The organism is Clostridium sp. CTA-7 (assembly GCF_054768095.1).
Window position 1 is genome coordinate 171,302 of sequence record NZ_BAAAAV010000008.1, and the last position, 23,108, is coordinate 194,409.

At 27.4% G+C, this 23,108-nt stretch carries 24 protein-coding genes and 1 pseudogene; 21 read left to right on the forward strand and 4 right to left on the reverse strand.

The genetic code is table 11. The features are described 5' to 3' along the window. Positions 1-19 precede the first annotated feature (19 nt). Positions 20-249: pseudogene (locus ACYUEX_RS15080) on the reverse strand (IS5/IS1182 family transposase); the annotation flags it as partial. A gap of 114 nt (positions 250-363) precedes the next feature. After that, positions 364-564 carry a hypothetical protein gene (locus ACYUEX_RS15085; RefSeq protein ID WP_460288932.1) on the reverse strand — a complete coding sequence of 67 codons (201 nt, stop codon included), beginning with the start codon at positions 562-564 and terminating at the stop codon, positions 364-366. A gap of 518 nt (positions 565-1,082) precedes the next feature. Between ACYUEX_RS15085 and ACYUEX_RS15090 the strand changes: the two genes are divergently transcribed. Both ACYUEX_RS15090 and ACYUEX_RS15095 read left to right on the forward strand, forming a co-directional pair. Further along, positions 1,083-2,849: a methyl-accepting chemotaxis protein gene (locus tag ACYUEX_RS15090; RefSeq protein WP_460288933.1), complete on the forward strand. Its 1,767-nt coding sequence runs from the start codon at positions 1,083-1,085 to the stop codon at positions 2,847-2,849. Positions 2,850-2,996: 147 nt separating this feature from the next. Further along, positions 2,997-4,628 (forward strand): SulP family inorganic anion transporter, encoded by a 1,632-nt coding sequence (locus ACYUEX_RS15095; protein WP_460288934.1) that lies wholly within the window; start codon positions 2,997-2,999, stop codon positions 4,626-4,628. A gap of 43 nt (positions 4,629-4,671) precedes the next feature. On the opposite strand, the gene ACYUEX_RS15100 is transcribed toward ACYUEX_RS15095, so the two are convergent. After that, positions 4,672-5,286: a nitroreductase family protein gene (locus ACYUEX_RS15100; protein WP_460288935.1), complete on the reverse strand. Its 615-nt coding sequence runs from the start codon at positions 5,284-5,286 to the stop codon at positions 4,672-4,674. 321 nt (positions 5,287-5,607) lie between these two features. Between ACYUEX_RS15100 and ACYUEX_RS15105 the strand changes: the two genes are divergently transcribed. From ACYUEX_RS15105 to ACYUEX_RS15180, 16 genes are all read left to right on the forward strand, one after another. After that, a complete protein-coding gene (locus ACYUEX_RS15105; RefSeq protein WP_460288936.1) occupies positions 5,608-6,540 on the forward strand; it encodes a DMT family transporter in 933 nt (310 codons plus the stop codon). Between the two features lie 309 nt (positions 6,541-6,849). After that, positions 6,850-9,603: a glycoside hydrolase family 3 N-terminal domain-containing protein gene (locus ACYUEX_RS15110; RefSeq protein WP_460288937.1), complete on the forward strand. Its 2,754-nt coding sequence runs from the start codon at positions 6,850-6,852 to the stop codon at positions 9,601-9,603. A 160-nt stretch (positions 9,604-9,763) separates the two neighbouring features. After that, the gene (locus ACYUEX_RS15115; RefSeq protein ID WP_460288938.1) at positions 9,764-9,958 is read left to right on the forward strand and encodes a hypothetical protein; all 195 of its coding nucleotides are present in this window, start codon (positions 9,764-9,766) and stop codon (positions 9,956-9,958) included. 202 nt (positions 9,959-10,160) lie between these two features. Next, complete coding sequence (locus ACYUEX_RS15120; protein ID WP_460288939.1) at positions 10,161-11,312, forward strand: sensor histidine kinase; 1,152 nt, start codon at positions 10,161-10,163, stop codon at positions 11,310-11,312. A 1-nt stretch (position 11,313) separates the two neighbouring features. Further along, positions 11,314-11,958 (forward strand): response regulator transcription factor, encoded by a 645-nt coding sequence (locus tag ACYUEX_RS15125; protein WP_460288940.1) that lies wholly within the window; start codon positions 11,314-11,316, stop codon positions 11,956-11,958. An 86-nt stretch (positions 11,959-12,044) separates the two neighbouring features. After that, positions 12,045-12,980 carry an ABC transporter ATP-binding protein gene (locus ACYUEX_RS15130; RefSeq protein ID WP_460288941.1) on the forward strand — a complete coding sequence of 312 codons (936 nt, stop codon included), beginning with the start codon at positions 12,045-12,047 and terminating at the stop codon, positions 12,978-12,980. 12 nt (positions 12,981-12,992) lie between these two features. After that, on the forward strand, positions 12,993-14,087 hold the full coding sequence (locus tag ACYUEX_RS15135) for an ABC transporter permease (protein ID WP_460288942.1): 1,095 nt from the start codon (positions 12,993-12,995) through the stop codon (positions 14,085-14,087). Further along, positions 14,078-15,148, forward strand: coding sequence for an ABC transporter permease (locus tag ACYUEX_RS15140; protein ID WP_460288943.1), 1,071 nt, complete (start codon positions 14,078-14,080; stop codon positions 15,146-15,148). The genes ACYUEX_RS15135 and ACYUEX_RS15140 overlap by 10 nt, the downstream gene beginning before the upstream one ends. A 64-nt stretch (positions 15,149-15,212) precedes the next feature. Then, complete coding sequence (locus ACYUEX_RS15145; RefSeq protein ID WP_460288944.1) at positions 15,213-15,395, forward strand: hypothetical protein; 183 nt, start codon at positions 15,213-15,215, stop codon at positions 15,393-15,395. 193 nt (positions 15,396-15,588) lie between these two features. After that, entirely contained in the window at positions 15,589-16,554 is a 966-nt protein-coding gene (locus ACYUEX_RS15150) for an alpha/beta hydrolase (RefSeq protein WP_460288945.1), read from the forward strand. 81 nt (positions 16,555-16,635) lie between these two features. Continuing rightward, positions 16,636-16,830 carry a hypothetical protein gene (locus ACYUEX_RS15155; protein ID WP_460288946.1) on the forward strand — a complete coding sequence of 65 codons (195 nt, stop codon included), beginning with the start codon at positions 16,636-16,638 and terminating at the stop codon, positions 16,828-16,830. A 167-nt stretch (positions 16,831-16,997) separates the two neighbouring features. Further along, positions 16,998-17,822, forward strand: coding sequence for a Cof-type HAD-IIB family hydrolase (locus tag ACYUEX_RS15160; protein ID WP_460288947.1), 825 nt, complete (start codon positions 16,998-17,000; stop codon positions 17,820-17,822). 174 nt (positions 17,823-17,996) lie between these two features. Beyond that, a complete protein-coding gene (locus ACYUEX_RS15165; protein WP_460288948.1) occupies positions 17,997-18,575 on the forward strand; it encodes a class I SAM-dependent methyltransferase in 579 nt (192 codons plus the stop codon). A gap of 12 nt (positions 18,576-18,587) precedes the next feature. After that, positions 18,588-19,460 (forward strand): class I SAM-dependent methyltransferase, encoded by an 873-nt coding sequence (locus ACYUEX_RS15170; protein WP_460288949.1) that lies wholly within the window; start codon positions 18,588-18,590, stop codon positions 19,458-19,460. Further along, a complete protein-coding gene (locus ACYUEX_RS15175) occupies positions 19,450-19,881 on the forward strand; it encodes a hypothetical protein (protein WP_460288950.1) in 432 nt (143 codons plus the stop codon). Before ACYUEX_RS15170 ends, ACYUEX_RS15175 begins: the two co-directional genes overlap by 11 nt. After that, entirely contained in the window at positions 19,882-20,085 is a 204-nt protein-coding gene (locus ACYUEX_RS15180; protein WP_460288960.1) for an SPASM domain-containing protein, read from the forward strand. Between the two features lie 172 nt (positions 20,086-20,257). On the opposite strand, the gene ACYUEX_RS15185 is transcribed toward ACYUEX_RS15180, so the two are convergent. After that, positions 20,258-20,575: a hypothetical protein gene (locus ACYUEX_RS15185; RefSeq protein ID WP_460288951.1), complete on the reverse strand. Its 318-nt coding sequence runs from the start codon at positions 20,573-20,575 to the stop codon at positions 20,258-20,260. Between the two features lie 203 nt (positions 20,576-20,778). Between ACYUEX_RS15185 and ACYUEX_RS15190 the strand changes: the two genes are divergently transcribed. The 3 genes from ACYUEX_RS15190 to ACYUEX_RS15200 are packed head-to-tail and all read left to right on the forward strand — an operon-like array spanning position 20,779 to position 22,708. Beyond that, positions 20,779-21,102, forward strand: a complete 324-nt coding sequence (locus ACYUEX_RS15190) for a PadR family transcriptional regulator (RefSeq protein WP_322413089.1) — start codon at positions 20,779-20,781, stop codon at positions 21,100-21,102. Beyond that, positions 21,095-21,679, forward strand: coding sequence for a DUF1700 domain-containing protein (locus ACYUEX_RS15195; RefSeq protein WP_460288952.1), 585 nt, complete (start codon positions 21,095-21,097; stop codon positions 21,677-21,679). The genes ACYUEX_RS15190 and ACYUEX_RS15195 overlap by 8 nt, the downstream gene beginning before the upstream one ends. 12 nt (positions 21,680-21,691) lie before the next feature. Beyond that, positions 21,692-22,708, forward strand: a complete 1,017-nt coding sequence (locus ACYUEX_RS15200; RefSeq protein WP_460288953.1) for a DUF4097 family beta strand repeat-containing protein — start codon at positions 21,692-21,694, stop codon at positions 22,706-22,708. The last annotated feature ends 400 nt before the right edge of the window (positions 22,709-23,108 follow it).

Sequence of the window (23,108 nt, forward strand, 5' to 3'; positions counted from 1 at the left end):
TTTTAAGTATACATTTTTTTACTTTAAATAGAATTTTAGGTTCAATTGCAAAATTCCTACGGAAGAGTCCGCCTTATACAGTTTGCTGTAATCTAATCCCTCCAATATGTGGCTTAGCCATTTAACTAAATCATCCTCTGGTATAAACATTTCAAAATTTAATGAAAAAACTAATTGATAGCTGTCATTAAATTTAGTATAATCTTTGTGATATTTTAGTTTTGTTTTCACAGATAAATTATAAAACATTAGCGAGTCTTTGACTCGCTTTTTTTCATTTCGGGCAAAAAATAAGCCATCGAACAACCTTAGTTGTGCAACAGCCCCTTTTATACTTATTTCGCTTAATATTAAATAAATGCACTACTTAATTTTATCTAACTTATCAAAAAATATTGAAATTTCACCACATTTCGGGCATATAGCAGCCTTTATCTTTCCTTTATTATCTGAAAGAACTCCACTCCCTTTTCCCAATACAACTGACGCAGTAGAAGTTATATTTTCTGTTTTTAACATATAATCTTCAATCATAACTTCATCACATCTTAAACATTTTCTCATAATATCCTCCCACTCAAATATGAATAATTTAATACAATCCATAAATTATTTATATTCTTATTATACATAATTTATGGATTATAATTCCAGTAATTATGAAAATAAAATTTAGATTTGTCAACTAAACTTAACATTTTTAGCTTGCAAAGGTATCATACTGACAAAGTATAAAAAATGATACCTGATGAAAGGCCTTTTACAGATTATTACACTTACTTTAATATAATTACTTATATCAGTACTTATGGTCATGATTTATTTTGTTAGCATATTTTAATGAATAGAACTATTTCGATAGTCTGGTGAATTTTTTATTTGAGAAGTGCTTAGAAATATTAATTTTAATATTATAGAATAAGTATTAATTAATAAAAAGTATTGCCGATATATATATTATAATTAATATGTACAAATATGTTGAAGTTTGTAGAAAAATCACTATATTAATTATTTTAAAAGGAATAATTTTATAAATTATGTTAATGAATTCTAAATTTTCAAAAAGAGGAGATGATTTTATGAGGAAAGTCAAACACAAAGTAATTCTTGTTACAATGATAATATCTTTACTGACAGCTATAATTATAGCTGGAAGTATGACATATGGATTTATCAAGAATAATTCTAATTCGTTATCTATGCAAAGAAAGAGTTTAAAGGATGACTATGATTCAAGAATTAAAGAGCAAGTAGAAATTGCAATTTCTATGATAGATAAAATAAACGAAAAGGCTAAAAGAGGTGAGATTACCCTTGATGAAGCTAAAAAGCAAAGTGCAGATTTATTAAGAAATTTAAAATTTGGTAATGGAGGGTACTTTTGGGCTGATACAGTTGATGGATTAAATGTTGTTCTTTTAGGATCTGAAACAGAAGGTAAAAATAGACTTAATTCTCAAGACAGTAAAGGAAACTATATGATAAAAGATGTAATTGAAAATGGTAAAAAAGAAGGTGGTGGATATACTGATTATTGGTTCCCTAAGAGTGGAGAAACAGAATCATCACCTAAAAGAAGTTATAGTAAATTATATGCTCCTTTTAATTGGGTAATAGGAACAGGGAATTATATAGATGATATAGATAAGATAATAGCAGATAGAGAAGCTATTGCACAAAAGGAGTTAATGTTTAGTATAACTATTAATATGATTTTACTTATTGTTTCTTTAGTTATAGCTGCAGTTTTATCAATGATTTTAAGCAAACAAATAACAGATCCTCTAATTAAAATAAAAGATTTTGCATTAAGATTATCTTCCTATGATTTTAGCAATCAAATAACCATTACAAGAAAAGATGAGTTTGGACAAACTGGCAATGCTTTAAACCAAGCACAAGAAAATGTAAAAGACTTAGTAAAAACAATTATGGAAAATTCTCAAGATATAAGTGCATCATCAGAAGAACTTTCAGCAACTGTTGAAGAACTATTCTCTAAAGTTGTTATAATAGATGAAGCTGTAGAATCAATTGCTTCTGGAATGCAAGAATCTGGTGCTGTTACAGAGGAAATAAGTGCATCTATTGAAGAAGTAGATTCGAGTATAAATATATTATCATCAAGGGCTATGGATGGAAGTAATATTTCTAATAATGCTAAAGATAGAGCTATCGAAGTTAAACATAGTAGTGAAAATGCAATTAATGAAACTAGAAAAATATATAATGAAAAGAAAGAAAAGATGGAAAAAGCCATAGAAGATGGAAAAATAGTAGAAAGTATAAAAGTTATGGCTGATACTATTGGTGGAATAGCAGAGCAAACTAATTTACTTGCTTTAAATGCAGCTATAGAAGCAGCAAGAGCAGGAGAGCAAGGAAAAGGATTTGCTGTTGTAGCAGAAGAAGTAAGGAAACTTGCTGAACAATCAGGAGAAGCAGTAAAGAATATTCAAGAAACAATTGCAAAAGTACAGGGTGCATTTAAAAGTAGTATTGAAGCAGGTAGCGATATATTAGATTTTGTAAATACAAAAGTAAATGACCAGTTAGATGCCTATGGTGATACAGGTATTAAATATTATGATGATTCAGATTTTGTAAGTAAAATGTCTGATGAAATTGCTGCTATGTCGGAAGAAATTACAGCTACAGTTGGTCAAGTAAGTGATGCAGTTCAAAATATGGCTGAATCTTCTCAAAAGTCTAGTGAGAAAGCTGAAGATATTAGAGAGAGTATGAATGAAACAACAAAGGCAATAGAGGAAGTAGCTAAAACTGCCCAAAGTCAAGCAGATCTTGCACAAAAGCTAAATGAAATGGTACAAAAATTTAAAATATAATATAAAAAAGATTGTAATTTTTTACAATCTTTTTTTATTTTTATAAGTAAACGATATCTTGTTTTAACTTAGCTTGTATTGATTTGATATTAGAGTTAAAATTATTCGTGGATAAAATTAAATAAAACACGAGGGGATGTAATCTCAATGCTAAAAAGTTATATTAATGACCTTAAAGAGGAATTTAAGGGGTATAATTTGTTAAATTTTAAACGAGATCTGATGGCAGGAATAACAGTTACTGCAGTAGCACTTCCACTAGCATTAGCTTTTGGAGTTAGTTGTGGAGCTTCAGCGGCAGCTGGACTAATAACTTCAATAATATCAGGTTTAGTAATAGGAGCTCTTTCAGGAGGTTCATTTCAAATATCTGGACCAACAGGAGCGATGAGTGCAATTTTAGTTGTATTATTTCAAAAATATGGACTACAAGGAGTTTGGATAGCTGGAGCATTGGCAGGACTAATACTTATATTGGCAGGAATATTTAAGCTTGGAAAAATGGTTTCTTATATACCAGCACCGGTAATTACAGGCTTTACATCAGGTATAGCTTTAACAATTGCAATAGGACAATTAGATAATTTTTTTGGTGTAACAACTAAAGCATCAGAATCTTCTGCAATAAAGTTAATAAACTTTGTAACGTCACCACTAAATATAAATTGGTATGCATTATTAATTGGAGCTTTAGTAGTTGGTATTATGATTATTTGGCCAAAAAAACTTAATAATATCATACCATCTTCATTGATTGGATTAATTGTTGCATTATTAATAAACTTAGTATTTAAATTACCTATAGATGTAATTGGTGATATACCAAAAAAATTAATTTTAGATGAAAGACTTAATGTTAGTGCAATTGATATTAATGTTATAAAAAGTGTGTTAGCACCAGCAATAAGTATTGCTGCATTAGCTATGATTGAAAGCTTACTTTGTGGTGAAGTTGGTAAAAAAATGAAAGGAGATTCATTTGATGCCAATAGAGAGTTAATAGCGCAAGGAATTGGGAATTTCATAATTCCTTTCTTTGGAGGGGTACCTGCAACAGCTGCTATTGCAAGAACAAGTGTAGCTATAAAATCAGGAGCTAAAACTAGAATAGTAAGTATTTTTCATGCAATATTTTTAATGCTTTCAATGTTTTTATTAGCACCTATTATGGCTAGTATTCCTTTATCAGCCTTAGCAGGGGTTTTAATGGTAACTACTTGGAGAATGAATGAATGGGAAAGTATAAAATACATCTTTTCTAAAAAATTTAAAGGTGCAATATTAAAGTTTTTAATAACAATGTTTGCAACAATAGTATTTGATTTAACTCAAGCTATAATAATAGGTGTAATTTTTTCAAGTCTTTTATTTATTGTGAAAATTGCCAATATGGATATATCAATAAGTGAGGTAGATGAAAATAAATTAGATGAAAAAATCCTTGAATCTAGTAATTTATCTAATATAAAAGTTGCATATTTTACAGGACCTTTATTTTTCGCCACAGCAGAAAAGTTTAAAAATGAAGTTTTATCAATAGAAGAAGCTAAGGTTATAATACTATCAATGAGGGGAGTTCCTTTAATGGATATATCAGCATTGCAGGCTTTAGATGAAGTAATAGCTGAATTTGAAAATAGAGGTTGTAAATTAATGCTATGTGGTTTACAGCAACAAGTAAAAGATTTTATTGATAAATCAGGATTTGAAGAAAAAATAGGTTCAAATATGATTTTTTGGAGTGCTGACGAAGCTATTAAAAGCACTTTATATTGTTAATTAAAAAGAGATGTGACCTAAATCACATCTCTTTTTGCTTTTATTAAATCCATTCAGTTACATCATTTATAGGTAATCTAGTTGTTGGGTAGCTAGGTGCAGCAGCTTTTCCTATAGGAATAATAATTACAGGTATAAATCCATTATCTATATTAAATTCTTTAACTAATAATTCATGGTTAAATCCAGTCATAGGGCATGTATCCCAACCTAAAGCTTTAGCAGCTAACATAAATTGCATTGCGGCTAAAGAAGAATTTAGTATTGCACTACTTTTAGCTCTTTCTTCTACAGTATAGACATTATTTATGTCTGATATTAATTTTTCTTTATATTCCTTAGTCATAAATCCAGCATCTACAATAGGATTATAAATCTTTGGAGCATTATCATTTGCTTTTAAGTTACCTAATACAACTACTGTAGCTGCAGCATCTAAAACTTGTTTTTGATTAAAAGCAATGGGAAGAAGTTTTTGTTTAGCTTCCTCACTTTTAACCACAAGGAATTTCCAATGTTGTAGATTCCAAGCAGAAGGTGCTTTAGTAGCTAAAGCTAAAATTTCTGATAGCTCACTTTCTGAAATTTCTATAGATTTATCAAATTCACGAATTGAAGATCTTTCTTCTAAAACCTTCATAAACTCTTTATTAATCATGTCATTATCCTCCAAAATGTATCAAAATTTAATTTAATAGTTACTTTCTTATAATTGATAATGATATTATCAATTATATGTATATAAATATCAAGTACTTACTTTTAAGTGACATAGGCACTTAAAAGTAACTATAAAATTAAGAAAAACTAAATCTTTATAAAATATTATAATTTATAAAGATAAGTAAAATTTAAAATTAAAGAATAAAATTGTAAAATAACCCAATAAATGACTTAAAATTATTTAAGATATAACATTAAATTAGAATATATGGTAATATGTATATAAATAATTTATTACTAGAAAGGAAAGACAAATTTGGACAAATCAAAATTTTATACTAACAGAAAAAATATAATTGTGCTTGCTGTTATTTGCACATTATTATGGGGAAGTGCTTATCCTTCTATAAAGATTGGATATGAACTTTTTAATATTGTAGAAAATGATATAGGATCAAAGCTTATTTTCGCTGGATATAGGTTTTTCTTAGCAGGAGTTTTTGTTTTCTTATTACAAATAATAAGAGGAGCTAAAGTTTTTAACTTAAATACTAAAGAATTAGGACAAGTTACTATATTGGGACTAGGACAGACAACCCTTCAATATATTTTCTTTTATATAGGACTGTCTTATACAACAGGAGTAAGAGGAGCAATTATAAATGGAACAGGAACATTTTTTAGCATTCTATTAGCTCACTTTATTTATAAAAATGACAAGCTAAATTATAACAAAGTTTTAGGCTGTATTGTTGGATTTTCAGGAGTTATTATAGTTAATCTTGGTGGTACATCAGTTTTAGAAGGTAGTTTTTCATTTAAAGGTGAAGGCTTCATAATGATTGCAGCATTTTTACTTTCAATATCATCAATTTATGGTAAGAAGATAACTCAAAATAAAGATGCATCTACTGTAACTGGATATCAACTTGCAATAGGAGGTCTTATTTTAACTATTTTAGGATATGTTTTAGGAGGACATCTTTCAAACTTCACAGTTAAATCAAGTATGTTACTATTATATATGGCTTTATTATCCTCAGTAGCTTTTGCATTATGGTCTCAGCTTCTTAAATATAATAAGGTAGGAATAATAACGGTTTTTAACTTTTTAGTACCTATATTTGGAACTATATTATCTGCTATATTCTTAAAAGAAAATATTTTTGATATTAAGATATTAATATCTCTAATATTAGTTTGCACAGGAATTTATTTAGTTTATAGAAAAAAAGAAAATAATAATTAGAGGCATATAAATAGAATATATATATAACTTTTATAGTAACTGTAATAGAGTTTTAAGCTTTATTACAGTTATTTTTTTATTGAGTTAAGGAAATTATATAATTTACAATATTTACCAAAAGAAAAATATGTTGTATTATTATCTTATACTATAAAGAAAATTTAGAGAAATATTAAGAAAATATGTAAGGTTAAAAACTTTATGCCAAGTCTAGGATATAAGAAAAAAAGTTAAAATTAAATATTATTAAAAAATAATATAAACAATCTTTAACAAATTAAAAAGTTATTATTTTATAGGGGGATTTTTATGAATAAAAAGAAAATTGCTTTACTTCTAGCTGCAACTATGATTACCACTTCATTATTTACATTACCATCTAATAAGGTCTATGCTACAGATTCAAAAACTAAAGCCAAGGAAATAGTTAAAAGTATGACTTTAGACGAAAAAGTTGGACAAATGCTAATGCCAGATTTTAGACAATGGAAAGCTAAAGATGCTCAAGCAGTAAGTGATATGACAGTGTTAAATGATGAAATAGCAGACATAGTAGACAAATATGATTTAGGAGGAGTTATTTTATTTGCTAATAATGTAAAAGAAACAGAACAAACTGTAAAGTTGGTTCATGATCTTCAAAAGGTAGCAATTGAAGATAAAGATGGAAACTTACCTTTACTATTAACTATAGACCAAGAAGGTGGAATAGTTACTAGATTAGGTACAGGTACAAACTTACCTGGAAATATGGCTATAGGGGCTACAAAAAGTGAAATAGATGCTTATGATTCAGGATATGTAATTGGAAGGGAATTAAAATCCTTAGGACTTAATGTTAACTTTGCTCCAGCTATGGATATTAATAATAATCCCAATAACCCTGTTATTAACTTAAGATCAATATCAAGCAATCCAGAATTAGTTGGAAGATTAGGCAGCAAGATTATGGAGGGAATTCAAAGCCAAGGAGTTGCAGCAGCGGCTAAACACTTTCCAGGTCATGGTGACACTGCTACAGATTCCCATTATGGATTACCAGTAGTAGATAAACCTATAGAAGCTTTAAGAGAGATGGAACTAAAGCCTTTTAAAACAGCCATAGATAAGGGCGTTGATATGATAATGACTGCTCATATACAATTCCCACAAATAGAAAAGGATACTTACACCTCAAAAAAAGATGGAAGTCAAATTGGATATCCTGCAACATTGTCAGATGATGTAATTACAGGGGTTTTAAGAAATGAACTTTCCTTTGATGGGGTTGTAGTAACTGATGCCTTAAATATGAAAGCTATTAGTGAGCACTTTGGTGAAGTAGAAGCTGTTAAATTAACTATAAAAGCAGGAGTTGATATTGCTTTAATGCCAACTGTATTAAGAAGCACAGATGATGTTTCTAAGTTAGAGAATATTATAAATTCAGTTAAAGAAGCTGTAAATACAGGAGAAATACCATTAGATAGAATAAATGAGTCTGCAGAGAGAATTGTTAAGTTAAAAATAGATAGAGGTATAATGGATTTAGAAAAAGACAATAGAACTTTAGAAGAAAAGGTTACCAATGCTAAATCTATTGTTGGATCAAAGGAAAATAGAGATATTGAGAGAAGAGTCTCAGCTAATGCTATTACTGTAGTTAAAAATGAAAATAATATTTTGCCTTTAAAGCCTAAGGAAGGTGAAAATATACTTTTATTAGCACCATATGATAATGAGTTGCCAGGTATGAAATTTGGTATAACTAGATTAATAAAAGAAGGTAAAATAAATAATGTTAATTTAAATTTAGTTTCATATAACAAGAAAACCGCATTAGATGATGATATAAAGATTAAAATTGATTCAGCAGATAAAATTATTATGTTATCTGAAATATCAAGATCTTCTCATTTATCACTAGACAGTTGGTTAACTAAATATCCAACAGAAGTTTTTGAATATGGAAAATCTAAGGGAAAGGCTGTTGTTTTAGGTAGTCTTGGTCATCCGTATGATGTGACTGCTCGTGATGAAGCTCAAGCTAAGGTAATAGCATATGGATATAAAGGAATGGATCCAACAGAAGCTGATGGAGGATTATCACCTACAAAAGCCTTTGGGCCAAATATTCCAGCCATTATCGATGTAGTTTTTGGAGCACATGAAGCTGTTGGAACTCTTCCAGTTGATATACCAAATTTAATGCAAGATGGTAGTTATGACCTAACTAGCAATAAATATAACTTTGGATATGGTATAACTAACTTAACTTCAATAGGTACCACAAATATTGAAGCACCTTCAAATGTTAAAGTTGGAAAAGAGTTTGAAACTAAAATATTATTAAAGGATATTAAGGAAGGCTTAAATAGTAAGAAATACTCAGCAATAATTAATTTTGATAACAATTTTTTAGAGTTTGTAAAAGCAGAGTCTAATAGTGAAGGTATCAAAATAGTAGATAGTAAAATAGAAAATGATAAATTAGTAGTAAATTTAGAAGCTTTAGGAGAAAAAATTATAACTAATGAAAGCTTTAATATAATTTTTAAATCTAAATCTAATGTAGGTTTATCAACTATAAAGATAGATTCTATGGAAGTAATAGATAGTAATGATAGAGTATTTACAGCTTTACCATCAGAAACAAAAGTTAATATATTAGCAGATAGTTTTCCAGTAATAACTGCTTCAGATAAAGTTCTAACTATAGGAGATGAATTTGTTCCTTTAGAAGGGGTAACAGCCTTAGATGAAGAAGATGGAGATATATCTAATAAAATTAAAGTTAAAGAAAACACTGTAGATACTTCAAAGGCTGGAGAGTATAAGGTTATATATGAAGTTGAAGATAGTAATAACAATAAGACTGAAACAACTATTAAAGTAACTGTAAAAGAAAAAGATAACAATGCAGGGACAGACAATGATGACGACAAAAATAATAATGAAGGTACAAACAATAATAAACCAAATTCTAATCTTCCAAATACAGGAGGAACTTCACCAATAAGTACAGTTGCCTTAGGAAGTATTATGGCTATAGCTGGTGTTGTTTTAAGAAAGCACAAAAAATAAAAACATTCTCCAAAAGTAAAATGAAAAATATAATATCCTTACTAAAAGTATAAGAAGTTTTTAGAAAAGTTTAATTCATAAAAGTTAGAAATTCATTTAAATGGACATAGCTTTAAATCTTTGCTAGAATATAGTGAATATAACTTAAGGAGGAAAACTTATGATTTCTAAGAAGGCACTTAAAGAAGATATTATAACTTATGACATAATTAAGTATGAAGATGAAGACGGAAAAGAAATAGAGTACGTTGAGGTTACTCTTGTAGATAGAATTATTGATGTATATATGGATACTAAAGAAGTTAATATAGGTATTCTTGCTAATAAAATTATAGAAGATAACTTATATAAGTAAGAGATATAAGTTTAAAATAAAAACATTATTTTAAAATGTATCTTTGACAAAGTAAATTTTAAAAATAATATGTTATTTAAAGGATGATTTCTGTATCAAACAGGAGTCATCTTTTATTTTTACTTATAGATTTACTACTATTCACCAATTTTAAAATATGTTGTATTATTATCTTATACTATAAAGAGAATTGGAGAGAACTATGAGAAAAAGTAAGGAATTATTATTAATACGATATATATCATTTATTATTTTAATAGCTCAAATATTTATTGAAGAAAAAAATACAAGTATTCAAAGTATAATATTTGTTTTGTTATTTGTAATAAATAATAACCTTAGAGTATTTTTCTTTAAAAATGATAAATTAACCATATTTTCAATGATTATAGAGTTAATAGTGTCGCCAATAGCTTATTTAAACTTTGGAGGAAGTATTCTATTTTATTTAATAGGGATAACCATAGATTCATTTACTTTAAGGTACAATAATATAAAATATTTATTTGCAGTTATAATATCTATTTTAGCTGTATCTACAAAATTTAATGAAAGCATAGAAAATGGTATTATTAATTTAGTTATTATGGTTATTTTTACGATTCTTTTAAATTATATATCTAATCTATATAGTACAAAAAGAGAAGCTCAAAGGCTATATGACAAGCTTAGGATATCAGAGGAAAAGCTAATTGAAGCTAATAATGACCTTGAAGAATGTCTTACTTCAATAGAAGAATTAACAGTACTTAAAGAGAGAAATAGAATATCAAGAGAAATACATGATAGTGTTGGACATGCTTTATCTACAGCAATGATTCAATTATCTGCTATGGAAAGTATAGCTAGTAAAGAAGAAAGTAATTTGAAAGATATGGCAGGAAACTTAAGAGATTTTATAAATGATAGTTTTCAAGATGTAAAGAAAGCTGTAAGTGAGCTTAAATCTGATGATTATGATAATTACAGAGGTATAATTAGAATTCAAGAGCTATGTAAAAACTTCGAAAAGATGTCTGGAATAGAAGTAAGCATTATTTTGTCAAAGGGTAATTGGACTTTATCTACAAAGCAAAGTACTCATTTATATAGAATAACTCAAGAAATATTATCTAATGCTTTAAGACATGGTAAGGCATCAAAGGTTAAAGTAATTATGAATTTTACAGAAAATGATTTTGTAATATCTTTTAAAGATAATGGTGTAGGAACCAGTACTATTGAAGAAAGTGGATTTGGACTTAAGAATATAAGAGAAAGAGCAGAAGAAATGGGCGGAACAGTTGATCTTAGCTCAGAAGAAGGAAAAGGATTCTTTGTAAAACTTGTAATTCAAAGGGAAAAGGAGAATTAGGATGGGAAAAATCAAAATATTAATTGTAGATGATGAAAAGTTAATTAGAGAAGGTTTAAAAATTATGCTTTCAACCTTTGATGAAATTGAAGTAGTTGATACGGCAGAAAATGGGTATAAAGCTTTAGAAGTATGTAAAAACCAAGATATTGATGTAGTTCTTATGGATATAAGAATGAAAGATTGTGATGGAGTTATGGGCACAAGGCTTATTAAAGAACAGTTTACTAAAATTAAAGTTATTATACTTACTACCTTTAAAGATAAAGAATATATTCAAGATGCTTTAAAATATGGTGCTTTTGGTTATTTGTTAAAAGATAGTTCTCATGAAGTTATTTATGAAGGAATAAAAACAGCTTATATGGGAAACATGGTTGTTCATCCAGAAGTTGCAAATGAAATGCTTAGTGTAAATTTACAAAATATCAATAGCAAAGAAATAGAGAAATATGATTTTTCAGAGAAGGAATTTCAAATCATTAAATATATTGCAGAAGGCTTAACCAATAAAGAAATTTCAGAAAAGCTTTATTTATCTGAAGGAACTATAAAAAATAATATTACAAACGTATTATCTAAGTTAAATCTTAGAGATAGAACACAAATTGCAATTTTTGCATTTAAAAATGGAATAGTGACTTAAGTCATTTATATAGTGACTTAGAGTAATGGCAAGCCCCCTAGCTTTATCTTATTATAGAATTAAGATAAAGCTAGGGGGTATTTTAAATGTGTATTATAGAAGTTAAAAATGTTACAAAAAGATTTAATGATAAGTTAGTTTTAGATAATGTAAGCTATGAAGTTAATAGAGGAGAGATTTTTGGATTTATAGGACCTAATGGAGCTGGAAAATCCACATTAATTAATATAATGACTAGTCTTTTAGCTCCAGATAGTGGAACGATTAAAATTTGTGGCTATGATATTTTAAAAGAACCAATAAAAGCTAAGGAATGTATAGGTTATGTACCACAGGATATTGCTTTAATGGAAGAGCTAAATGCCTATGATAACCTTGAGTTTTTTGGCGCATTATATGGGTTAAAAGGGAAGGAACTTAAAGAAAGAATTAAAGAGGCCTTAGAAGTTACAGGTCTTCAAGAAAAGAAGAAGGAAAAAGTTAAAAAGTTTTCAGGTGGGATGAAAAGAAGATTAAATATTGCAGCTGCTATTATGCATCATCCAAAGGTATTAATTATGGATGAGCCTACTGTTGGAGTTGACCCACAATCAAGAAATCATATATTTACTTTCACTAAAAATATTTGTAAAGAGTGGGGGACAACAGTTATTTACACTTCTCATTATATGGAAGAAGTTGAGGAGCTTTGCAAAAGAGTGTTTATTATTGATTTAGGTAAGGAAGTTGCTTATGGAACTGAAGAAGAAATTAAAACTTCTGTTTTTCCTAATAATAAAGTACTAATAGAAGCTAAAGATATTACAGGCGAAGTTATTTTAAATATTGAAAAATTAGAAGGAGTAATAAAGGTTAAGGAGCAGGAAGATACAATTTCCTTAACTATAGATTCAAACTTTAAACTTCATAATGTTTTAAGTATCATAGAGCAATATGGTATTAATGTAAAGAAAATAAGTTATGAAGATGCAAGACTTGAAGATGTATTCTTAGCTTTAACAGGAAAGACACTAAGAGATTAGGGGGTGGCTTAATTGAAATTATTATATTATATAAAAACAACCTTAAAAGGAATGGTATCTAATGGAGCTATAACAATTTTATATTCTATACTCTTCCCAGTTTTATTAGCAGCCTTTATGGGATTTTTCCAAAAGACACTTATGGAAAGCCCCTTAAAGCTTAAAACTTTAAAAGTTGAAATAACTGATATGGATAAGAGTGATATGTCTAAAAATTTAGTAGCCTTTTTAGAAAGCGAGGAAATGAAAGAGCTTGTTGAAATAACTGATAAAAAAGCTAATATAGAAATTGCTATCCCAAAGGGATATGGAGATAATGTGTTGTCCTTAAAAAAAGGTGAAATAAATATAAACAAATTAGAAGAAGGATTAAATAACTCAACAAATACATTAAAAACAATTTTAGATAATTATCATCAAAGTCTTTATGTTAATATATCTGGAGGATCAAATGAAGATTTAGAAAAGATCTCGGGAAAATCAATTGTTGAAAAAATAGATATAGACACAAAGAAATCTTCTAGTAGTTATGAAAAAATGTCTGCATCAATGATTGCATTTGTAATTAGTATGCTTATTTTTGGACTTATACAAACTAACTATGCAGAAATTAGCGTAAATCTTGATAAAAGAGTGTCTTCAACACCTATAACCAAAAAGCAATATTTTTATTATGATTCATTTGCTTTATTTGTATATTCATCTTTAATTATTTCTGGATATGTATTTTTCTTCAGAATTGCAGGAATAAGCTTTACAGGAAATCTAATTCCTTTAATTATATTAGTTTTAACTTCAGCTATATTAGTAGTTTCAATAAGTAAATTTATATATACTTTTTTTGGAGCAACCTATGGAAAAGTTATTGGAGGATTACTTTTTGCTCTTCCTATTATAGGGATGGAGATGCTTACTGGAGAAGGTAATGCTTTAGCAACCTTAGCACCAACACACTATATTTCAAAGCTTTTTACTTTGTATAATTTAAATGGAAATTTTAATGGAAATACTAAAGACTTAATATTAATAATTGCTGCTTCAGCAATACTACTTTTAATTGCATTAATAAAAGTAAATTCATGTGAGGGGGGAAGGAAATGCGCTTAATAAGATTAACTATAATTAATTTAAGAAGAAGTTTAAAGAATCCTGCAATTTTGCTTATGACATTTCTTCTTCCTATGATTGTTTTATTTGGTGTAGTTGGACCAAGCTCAAATGATACTTCTCTAGGGAAACTAGGGATATTAGATAAATCTTCAAGTAAATACTCTAAGGATTTAATAAATAATCTGTCAGAAAAATATGATATAGAAGAATTAAAGGGAGAAGCTGAAGATAATTATAATGAATTAAGAGATAAAAAAATTGGAGCAATATATGTAATAGATGAAAATTTTGAAAAAGATATAAATAATGGTGGTGTACCAAATATTAAAAGTTATAGTAATGAAGCTGTAATGGGATCAGTTATTGCAGATAATATTATAACTAGTTATGTAAATGAATTACTTGAAGAAGGAGTAAATGATGGCCTAAGTACAAATACTGTAAAAGCTGTAATAGTTGATAAAAATGAAGTAAGCAAAGAAGATTTTGTTATGACTGTTCTTATGATATGTTATTTTATGATGATAGGTGGATCAATATTAATTGATGATATAATTAAGCTTAAAGCCCAAAAAGTATTAAAGAGAACAATATCAACGGGTAATTCTGATAAAGTAATCTTAGGTTCTTTATATTTATCTGCATTTATTTTGCAAAGTATAGTAAGTTCATTAACTTTAATTATAGCTTTAAAGATATTTAAAGTGCCAAATTATAATTTAGGTGAAGGCATATTAGTAATTACCCTATGTAGTTTGATGACTACTTCCTTAATCGTAGCTACGACAAGGTGGCTTAAACATCCAACTATAGCAAGTTTAGCAGTTGTAGTCTTTGGATTGTTATCATTTGGTGTAGGCATACTTGGAAGTGGACTTCAAGAATTTGATAATGTACCACAAATAATAAATAATTTAAGCATAGTTTCACCATTTTCATGGATGGCACAAATTATAAATAAGGGAAATATATTTATGCCTATTATAGTAATAGTACTAATGTCAGGGGTATTATTTACAGCAGGAAGTTTTAGATTAAGAGAGTTTGTAAAAGAGTAACTTATAATTCACTGATGTATAACATTATTAATTCTATATTATATAAAAGTTGAGAGGTGTTTTTATGAATAATAAAAATTTAAATAGAAAAAATTTAAAATATTTATCTATTTCAATTGGGATAGGATTAATTATTGGATTAATACTAGGGATTTTAATATTTAATAATATTATTCTTGGAATATGTATCGGATCAGGAATTGGTGGTATATTTGGAGGATGTTTAAATAGTAACAAAAGAGAATAATGCTTATTTGAAAAATAGTTTAATTTAGGTAGAAGAAATAGAGCTTCTACCTTTTTTAATATAACTATTTTGATTTTATATTATTTAATAAAGCCTTAGAAAATTTATAAAAATCTTAAGAATTCGTGGTAATTAATTGAAAATAAATCATATAATTAAAAAGATAATAAATTTTTGGGGGATTGAGCAGATTATGAAAGCAAAAAAAGTTTTTAAAATAATAGGGATAGTATTTTTGATTACTATATTATTTACAATTGGAGGTATTTGTTATTTTACTGGGATTTCTGTATTTAGTGGATCAATGCAAATGGTAAATAATGAAGCAACAAGTATTCAAAAAGGGGAGGAGTATTTAGAAAAACATAATTTTAATTTAGAGGAATTTGAAAAAGAATATAAAATTGAAAAAGTAGAAATTAAGTCTACATTAGATGATCATATAATTCCAGCTAATCTTATTACCAAAGATGGAAATAAAAATTTAGATACAGTAATATTGGTTCATGGAATGGGAGGGAACCGTCTGACAGTTTATCCTATTGCAAAGATGTTTTTAAAAAATGGTTATAATGTTCTTGCATATGATCAAAGAAGTTCAGGAGAAAATACAGCACAATATACTACTTATGGTTATTTAGAAAGCCATGACGTAAAAGATAGTGTAAAACATATAAAAGGTTTAATAGATGAAAATAAAAAATTAGGAGTTTGGGGAGTATCTTTTGGGGGGGCAACAACTGGAATATATACTGGTTCAGAAGAGGCAAATAAGGATATTAACTTTGCCATATTGGATTCTCCAATAAGTAATATGAGTTATATGATTTCAACTCAAATGGAGAGTATGGATGCTGGAATACCAGTAGGTTTTATGATGTTTATGGGCAATATAGTTACAAAAGCAAAGCTTGGCTTTTCTTATAAAGATGTTAATGTATGTAAATATACAAGTAAAGCAAATATGCCGATTCTTATAATTAATAGTAAGTCAGATGAAATAACACCATATTTTATGGGGGAAGATATTTATAATTCAATTCAAAATAGTAAGAAAAATATATTTACTGTTGAAGAAAGTGAACATGGAAATGCATTTTCAGATTTTCAAGATGAATATGAGAAAAGTGTAATGGAGTTTATAAATGGAGCTCAATAGTACAAATATTAACTTATAAATAGACACAATATCCAATATTTTCCAGAATGTAGTAGATATAACTTAGGGAGAAAATTTTGAATGATTTTTAAGAAGGAACTTAAAGAAGATATTATAACTTATGACATAATTAAGTATAAAGATGAAGATGAAAAAGAAATAGAGTATGCTGCGGTTACTCTTGCAGATAGAATTATTGATGTTTATATGGATACTAAAGAAGTTAATATTGGCATTCTTGCAAATAAAATTATAGAAGATAATTTATATAAGTAAGCAATATAATTTTTAAATAAAAGCAGCGCTATTTACTAGTAATGCTGTTTTTATTTTTGATTAATTTTGGAAATATAATTTCATTATATTGGAATATTTATGAAATAGTGTTATATTATATGTTGGGTATTATGTAAAATATTGGGATGTAATAAGAGGAGAGATATATGAAGTACAAATTAGTAGCTATTGATATTGATGGAACTTTATTAAATAGCAAAAACGAAATACCAGAAGAAAATCTTCAGACAATTAGAAAATTAAAAGATAAGGGAGTTAAATTTGTAGTTGTGACTGGTAGGCCAGATGTAATGGCAAGAGAATATGTGAAAACTTTAGGAATAAAGGCTCCGATATTAGGCTGTAACGGAGCTACCATGAGAGATGTTTTAACTAATGAAATTTATTATTTAAAACATATTGGAAAAGAACAATTAGTGGAGCTTTATAATCTTTTTAAAAGCAATGGAATGTATCCAAGATTTTACTCATTAGATGCTATTTATTCATTTAATCCAGATGAGCTAAATGAAGAAAAAAACCCATTTGCTATATTTACTAAAAGATTAGCTAAATATATGGATATAAACATCTTTAATGATATTGAGGAGCTTTTACATGATGATGTTAAAATTACTAAAATAATGTATGCTTCAAATGATGTTGAAACAATAATTCCTTTGCATGAAAAGATAAAGAAGATTCAAGGGATTGAAGTATTTAGAGCTGCTAAAAATAGTTTAGATGTGGTGGCAGCAAATGTTTCTAAAGGGAAAGCGTTAATAGATTATGCTAGTGATTTAGGAATTCATAGAAGTGAAATAATTGCTATGGGAGATGGAGAGAATGATTTATCCATGCTATTAGAAGTAGGATTTCCAGTTACTTTAGAGAATGGTGAAGATTGTTTAAAAGAAGTTGCTAGTATGGTTACAGCAAGTAATGATGATGCTGGGGTAGCTAAAGCATTAAAAGAAATTTATGAAATATAATATGTAAGCGGTAAATAACTAATCATATTGATAGGTATTTACCGCTAATTTTTTAACACATAAAATCTTACTAATAAAAATCAAATTAAGAAATATATTCCAATTTATAAGAATTACATGGTATTATTTAATTAATATAATTTATATGAGTTTTTAAGGAGATAAATATCAAATATGAGTTATTTATTTAAGTATTACTACAAACAATATGATAAATTTATGAAAATATTTAATTTAGATAAAAATCAAGTAATCATAAAAATAATAGGAGATATTTCTAATATAGAAATTTTAGATATTGGTGGGGGAACTGGAACATTAGCTAATGAACTTATAAATTTAGGAGCTAATGTAACTATATTAGATCCAGAAGTGAAAATGACTAATATAGCTAAAGAAAAAAATAATAAAGTTAATATTATAAATGGATGTTCAAATAACATTAATTTAAAGGACTCTTCAATAGATTTAATTATAATGAGAGATTCCTTTCACCATATAAGTGATAAAGAAGAAACATTAAAGGAATGTAAAAGATTACTTAAATATAAGGGTAAAATACTTATTTACGAATTTGATAGAACTCATATAATAACTAAGCTTATATATATTTTTGAAAGAAGTTGTTTTGAAAAAGTTAAAATGTTATCTAAAAATGAGATGAAAAAACTAACTTCTGATTATTTTAATAATGGAGAAATAGTTAAAATATCAAGCTATGAGTATATATATTTAGGAGAAAATTCAAACTAAAGGAGTTATTTTATGAATACTTTAAAAGGGCTATTTAGAATTATAAAATTATTTTTAACTAAAAAATATACAGATTTAAGGGATATAGCAAATTCTTATACAAGAGTAAGTGAAGTTTATAATGATTCTTTCTTAAAAGAAATGCATAAATATAATAAAGAAATGTTAGATAAAGTTATTATAAAATATATAGATACTAAGTCAAAATCATCTCCTAAAGTTCTTGATCTCGCATGTGGGACAGGCTTTAATAGTGGTTTTATAAATTCTAGAATTCCATCTTCTAAGTTCACTTTAGTAGACATATCAGAGGGGATGCTAAATCAAGCTAAAAATAATTGTAATTTAGATGCTGAATTTATAAAAAGTGATATGTTGTCTCTTCTAAAAAGTTCCAAAGATAATAGCTTTGATATTGTTATATGTGCTTGGGCAATTAAATATCAAAATCCTCATGAAATTATAAAGGAAGTTTCTAGAGTGTTAAAAAAGGACGGATATTTTACCGTAATAGTTAATTTAAAAAATACATTACCAGAGGTTAGAAAGATATATCCAAAACTTATTTTAAAAAACTATAAAAATATAAATAAAATAATGAAAGAACTTCCTAACCCAATTCATCATAAGACATTTACAAGATGGTTCAAAAAAGAAAAGTTTTCCAAAATAGAAGTAAAAAGTGGTTCACATATATTTACTTTTGATGATACCAAATCTTTAGTCACGTTTGTAACATCGACAGGAGCATTAGCTGGATTTGATGCTATGGTAGATATGGAAGATAATAAGGTTAAAGATACAATGATTAATTTATTTAATGAAAAAGAAATTAATACAATTACTCATAAATATGTTTGGGGGGTTTTTAAAAATGATAAGTAATACGGTGCCAATTATAAAAGCAGTATTCAACAAAGATGTAAGAAAAAACTTTCTATATATACATAAGAGGTTTAAGGAAAGTAAAGATTATAAGCCTATAAATGTTATAAGATGTGGAATGAATGTTATAAAAAATGATAGATTAGCTATTCATAATGGTGATTTTGTAGTTAACTCCTTTTTACCACCACTAAATAGTGTAGCTTATAAAAGTATAGTAGATGTGGTTCCAGAAGAAGATAAAGAATTTTTTTATAATCATACTACAGGAAAAAGGTTAGCTCCAATTTCTACATATATAGCTATTACAGGTAGATGTATGTATAACTGCTGGCATTGTAGTGCAAAAAGATTTATTAAAGACAAAGATGATAAGTCAAAAGATCAATTTGGATGTGGAGCAGGGGTGCAACATTCCTAGATAGATAATGAAGGAAATTTCCTGCCTTGTGATTTTATTCCTGAACCCTTTGGAAATGTATTAAATGAAGATATTAAAGATATATGGAATAAAATGCACAGTAAATTAGAAAGAGCTAGGAACTATTGTTATGCAAAGAAATGTGATAAATGTAATGAAGAGGAGTTGCCTAAGTATTATAGGTTGCTTAGAGGGGAGAAGTAGAATAAATTTTTAATAAATAATAATAAGTATCTATCTAGTTTTCTTAAAAACCCATGTTTTTTTAACAGGGGTTTTTAAGAAAATTTATAAGTTTATCATTTTATAATCATTTTCCAATAAAGTATTTAATGTAATATCTACTTATATCAAACACCGCTTTCTAGTTATATTTTTAATGGAGCGAGGAATAAACATTATTTTGTTCATAACTCATAATTGCTTCAAAGATTTTATTAGCAATTTCTTGAGAAATGTCTGTGCTAAAAAATAATAGTCCTTTATCATTATAATTAATAGCAGTCACATCTTTAGCAAAAACTTTTCCTTCATATCCAGATAGAAGCTGAGTTATTTCTGTTCCTAATTTAAAGAACTCTTCTCCTTTATTCCAAGAAATAAAACCAATAAGAGCTTTGGCAGTAGAAGAGTCGAAGTCTTTTTCTATAAGGACATCTTGCCAGGTCTTACAACAGATATTGTCTAAACTCAAAACCATACACCTCCATTTTAAATGTATTCCTAGTTTATAGTATTGGTTTTATTTTATAAATTATTAGTTTTAATGGGGCCTTTAATGGTTATTTAAAACAAAATTTGAAAATTTAGTTGCAAAAATGTTTGATGAATAATATTATATGATATATAGTATTATATATAGATACATATTATATAAATAAAAAATGAGGTGAAGTTATGGCTTTTCAATTAGGAGCAGCTTTATTAGATGCGTGCGTTTTAGCGGTACTTTCTAGAGAAGATACTTATGGATATATACTTACACAAAATGTTAGACAGATTATGTCTATTTCAGAATCAACACTATATCCTGTGCTTAGAAGGTTGCAAAAGGATGAATGCTTAACAACATATGATCAAGCTTATCAAGGAAGAAATAGAAGATACTATAAAATTACGGAAAAAGGTAAGCAAGTGCTGAGTGAATATTTAGGACAATGGGAAGAGTATAAAAAAAATGTTGATAAAGTTTTATTGGAAAGGGGTACAAATAATGAGTAAGGAAAATTTCATTGATGAATTGAGAATAAAGTTAAAGAGATTATCAAAAGAAGAAGTTGATAATGTAGTGGCATATTACTTAGAATATTTCGATGATGCTGAAAAAGACGAAGCAGAGGTAATTAAAGAATTGGGTTCACCTTCAACAATTGCATCACAAATATTATCTGATTATGCATTTAATACAAATACAAAAGAAAAGAGTAAGAGTGGCATAAATAGGGTACTATTAATTATTCTTTCAATATTTGCTGCACCAATAGCATTACCATTAGCTATTGCATTAATAGCAATTGTATTTGCAATGATAATAGTTGTAGGAGCACTTATGTTTACTTTTGCTGCAGTAGCACTATCACTTTTATTAGCTGGTGTAGTAGCGTTTATTGTAGGATTTCTAGTGATCTTTCAGGGACCAGCAACAGGTAGTTTATATATAGGAACAGGACTAATAGTAATTGGACTTGGAATTTTAGTAGCAGTTGGCGTTAAAACTATAGTACCAAAGGTAGCTATATTATTTAGAAATATTACTAAAAGCTTTTTAAGTAAAGTTAATAGATCAAAGAACAAATAAGGGGGCATAAAAATGAGAAAAACAAAGAAATTAATTTTATTATCAATATGCTTAATAGTACTTGGCATAACAATGGCAATTATAGGGTTGTTAAGCGGAGGTCATGGTAGTATTGTATGGGGAAAAGATGGACTTGAGATATATGACAAAGCAAATATAATAAAAGAAAATAATGAATTAGAAAAATTTAATGATGTTAATATAGATGTTGATTTTGGAGATATTGAAGTAATTAAATCAGATAAATACGCTATTGAAGTTGAATATAATAAAGAGGTTGAAGAATTAACTTACAAGGTTGAAAATGAAAAACTAACTGTAAGTAACAATAGGTGGGGGAAAAGGTTCTTCAGCATGGGTTTTATAGACAATAATACTTTAGTAAAAGTGTACATTCCAGAAAATGTAGCTTTAAATAATTTAGATATACAAAATAAAAGCGGGAATTTAATAGTTGATAACATTGAGGTTAAAAATTCAAATATTAATTGTGATTTTGGAAATGCAACAATTAATAATATTACTGGAGATAAAATTAATTTAACAGGAAAAAGTGGGAAGGTTTATACTAAAAATCTTAAGTTAGAAGAGTTAGTTTTGTATGTTGATTTTGGAGATGTCATATCAGAAAATATTAATACAACTACTTTTGAAAGCAATTTAAAATCAGGAACATTAGATATAAAAACACTTACTGCTAATAATGCTAAAATTAATAGTGATTTTGGTGATGTTAAAGGAATTCAATTAGTTACTAATGGATTGTTAGTAAGAGCAAAATCAGGAGAAATTAATATAGATGGTGAGCTAAAGGGTGATAATACTTTAGATTGTGACTTTGGAGATATAACCATAAAAACTAGTTTACCCAAAAATGAATATTCATATAAAGTAGATATGGATTTTGGTACTAATAAAATAGATAACAAAGAAGTTGAAGGGGATGTAGAGGAAATAAATACTGGAGCTTCAAATAACTTTAATATTAATTGTAAAAGTGGGGATTTGAAAATTGATTTTGTAAAATAAGAAATTGTAAGCTGTTTAGGAGAAAGTATAAAAATGTGGAGCATGTAAAAGAACTTGAAAAGGCATTAGTAATGAAGTACACTCCACAGTGGAATTTTCAATTTAATAGGTAAAGATTTAAAGAAATGATTATTGAAGCTAATAAAGGAAATCAATTCAGAACATTTAAAGGTATTGAAGATGCTGAAATTTGGATTTCGAAATTATGATATAAAAGAGGTATAAAATGAAATAAAAATACCGTATATTAAATTTTTTAAAATGTACCCTATAAGATAGACAACTAAAAAATGTCTATTTTATAGGTTTTTTTATGTATAATAAAACATAACGATAGGAGTGGATTAGATGAGTAGCAAGTTATTTACGAAGGAAGAAATAGAATTATTAGCTAATAATA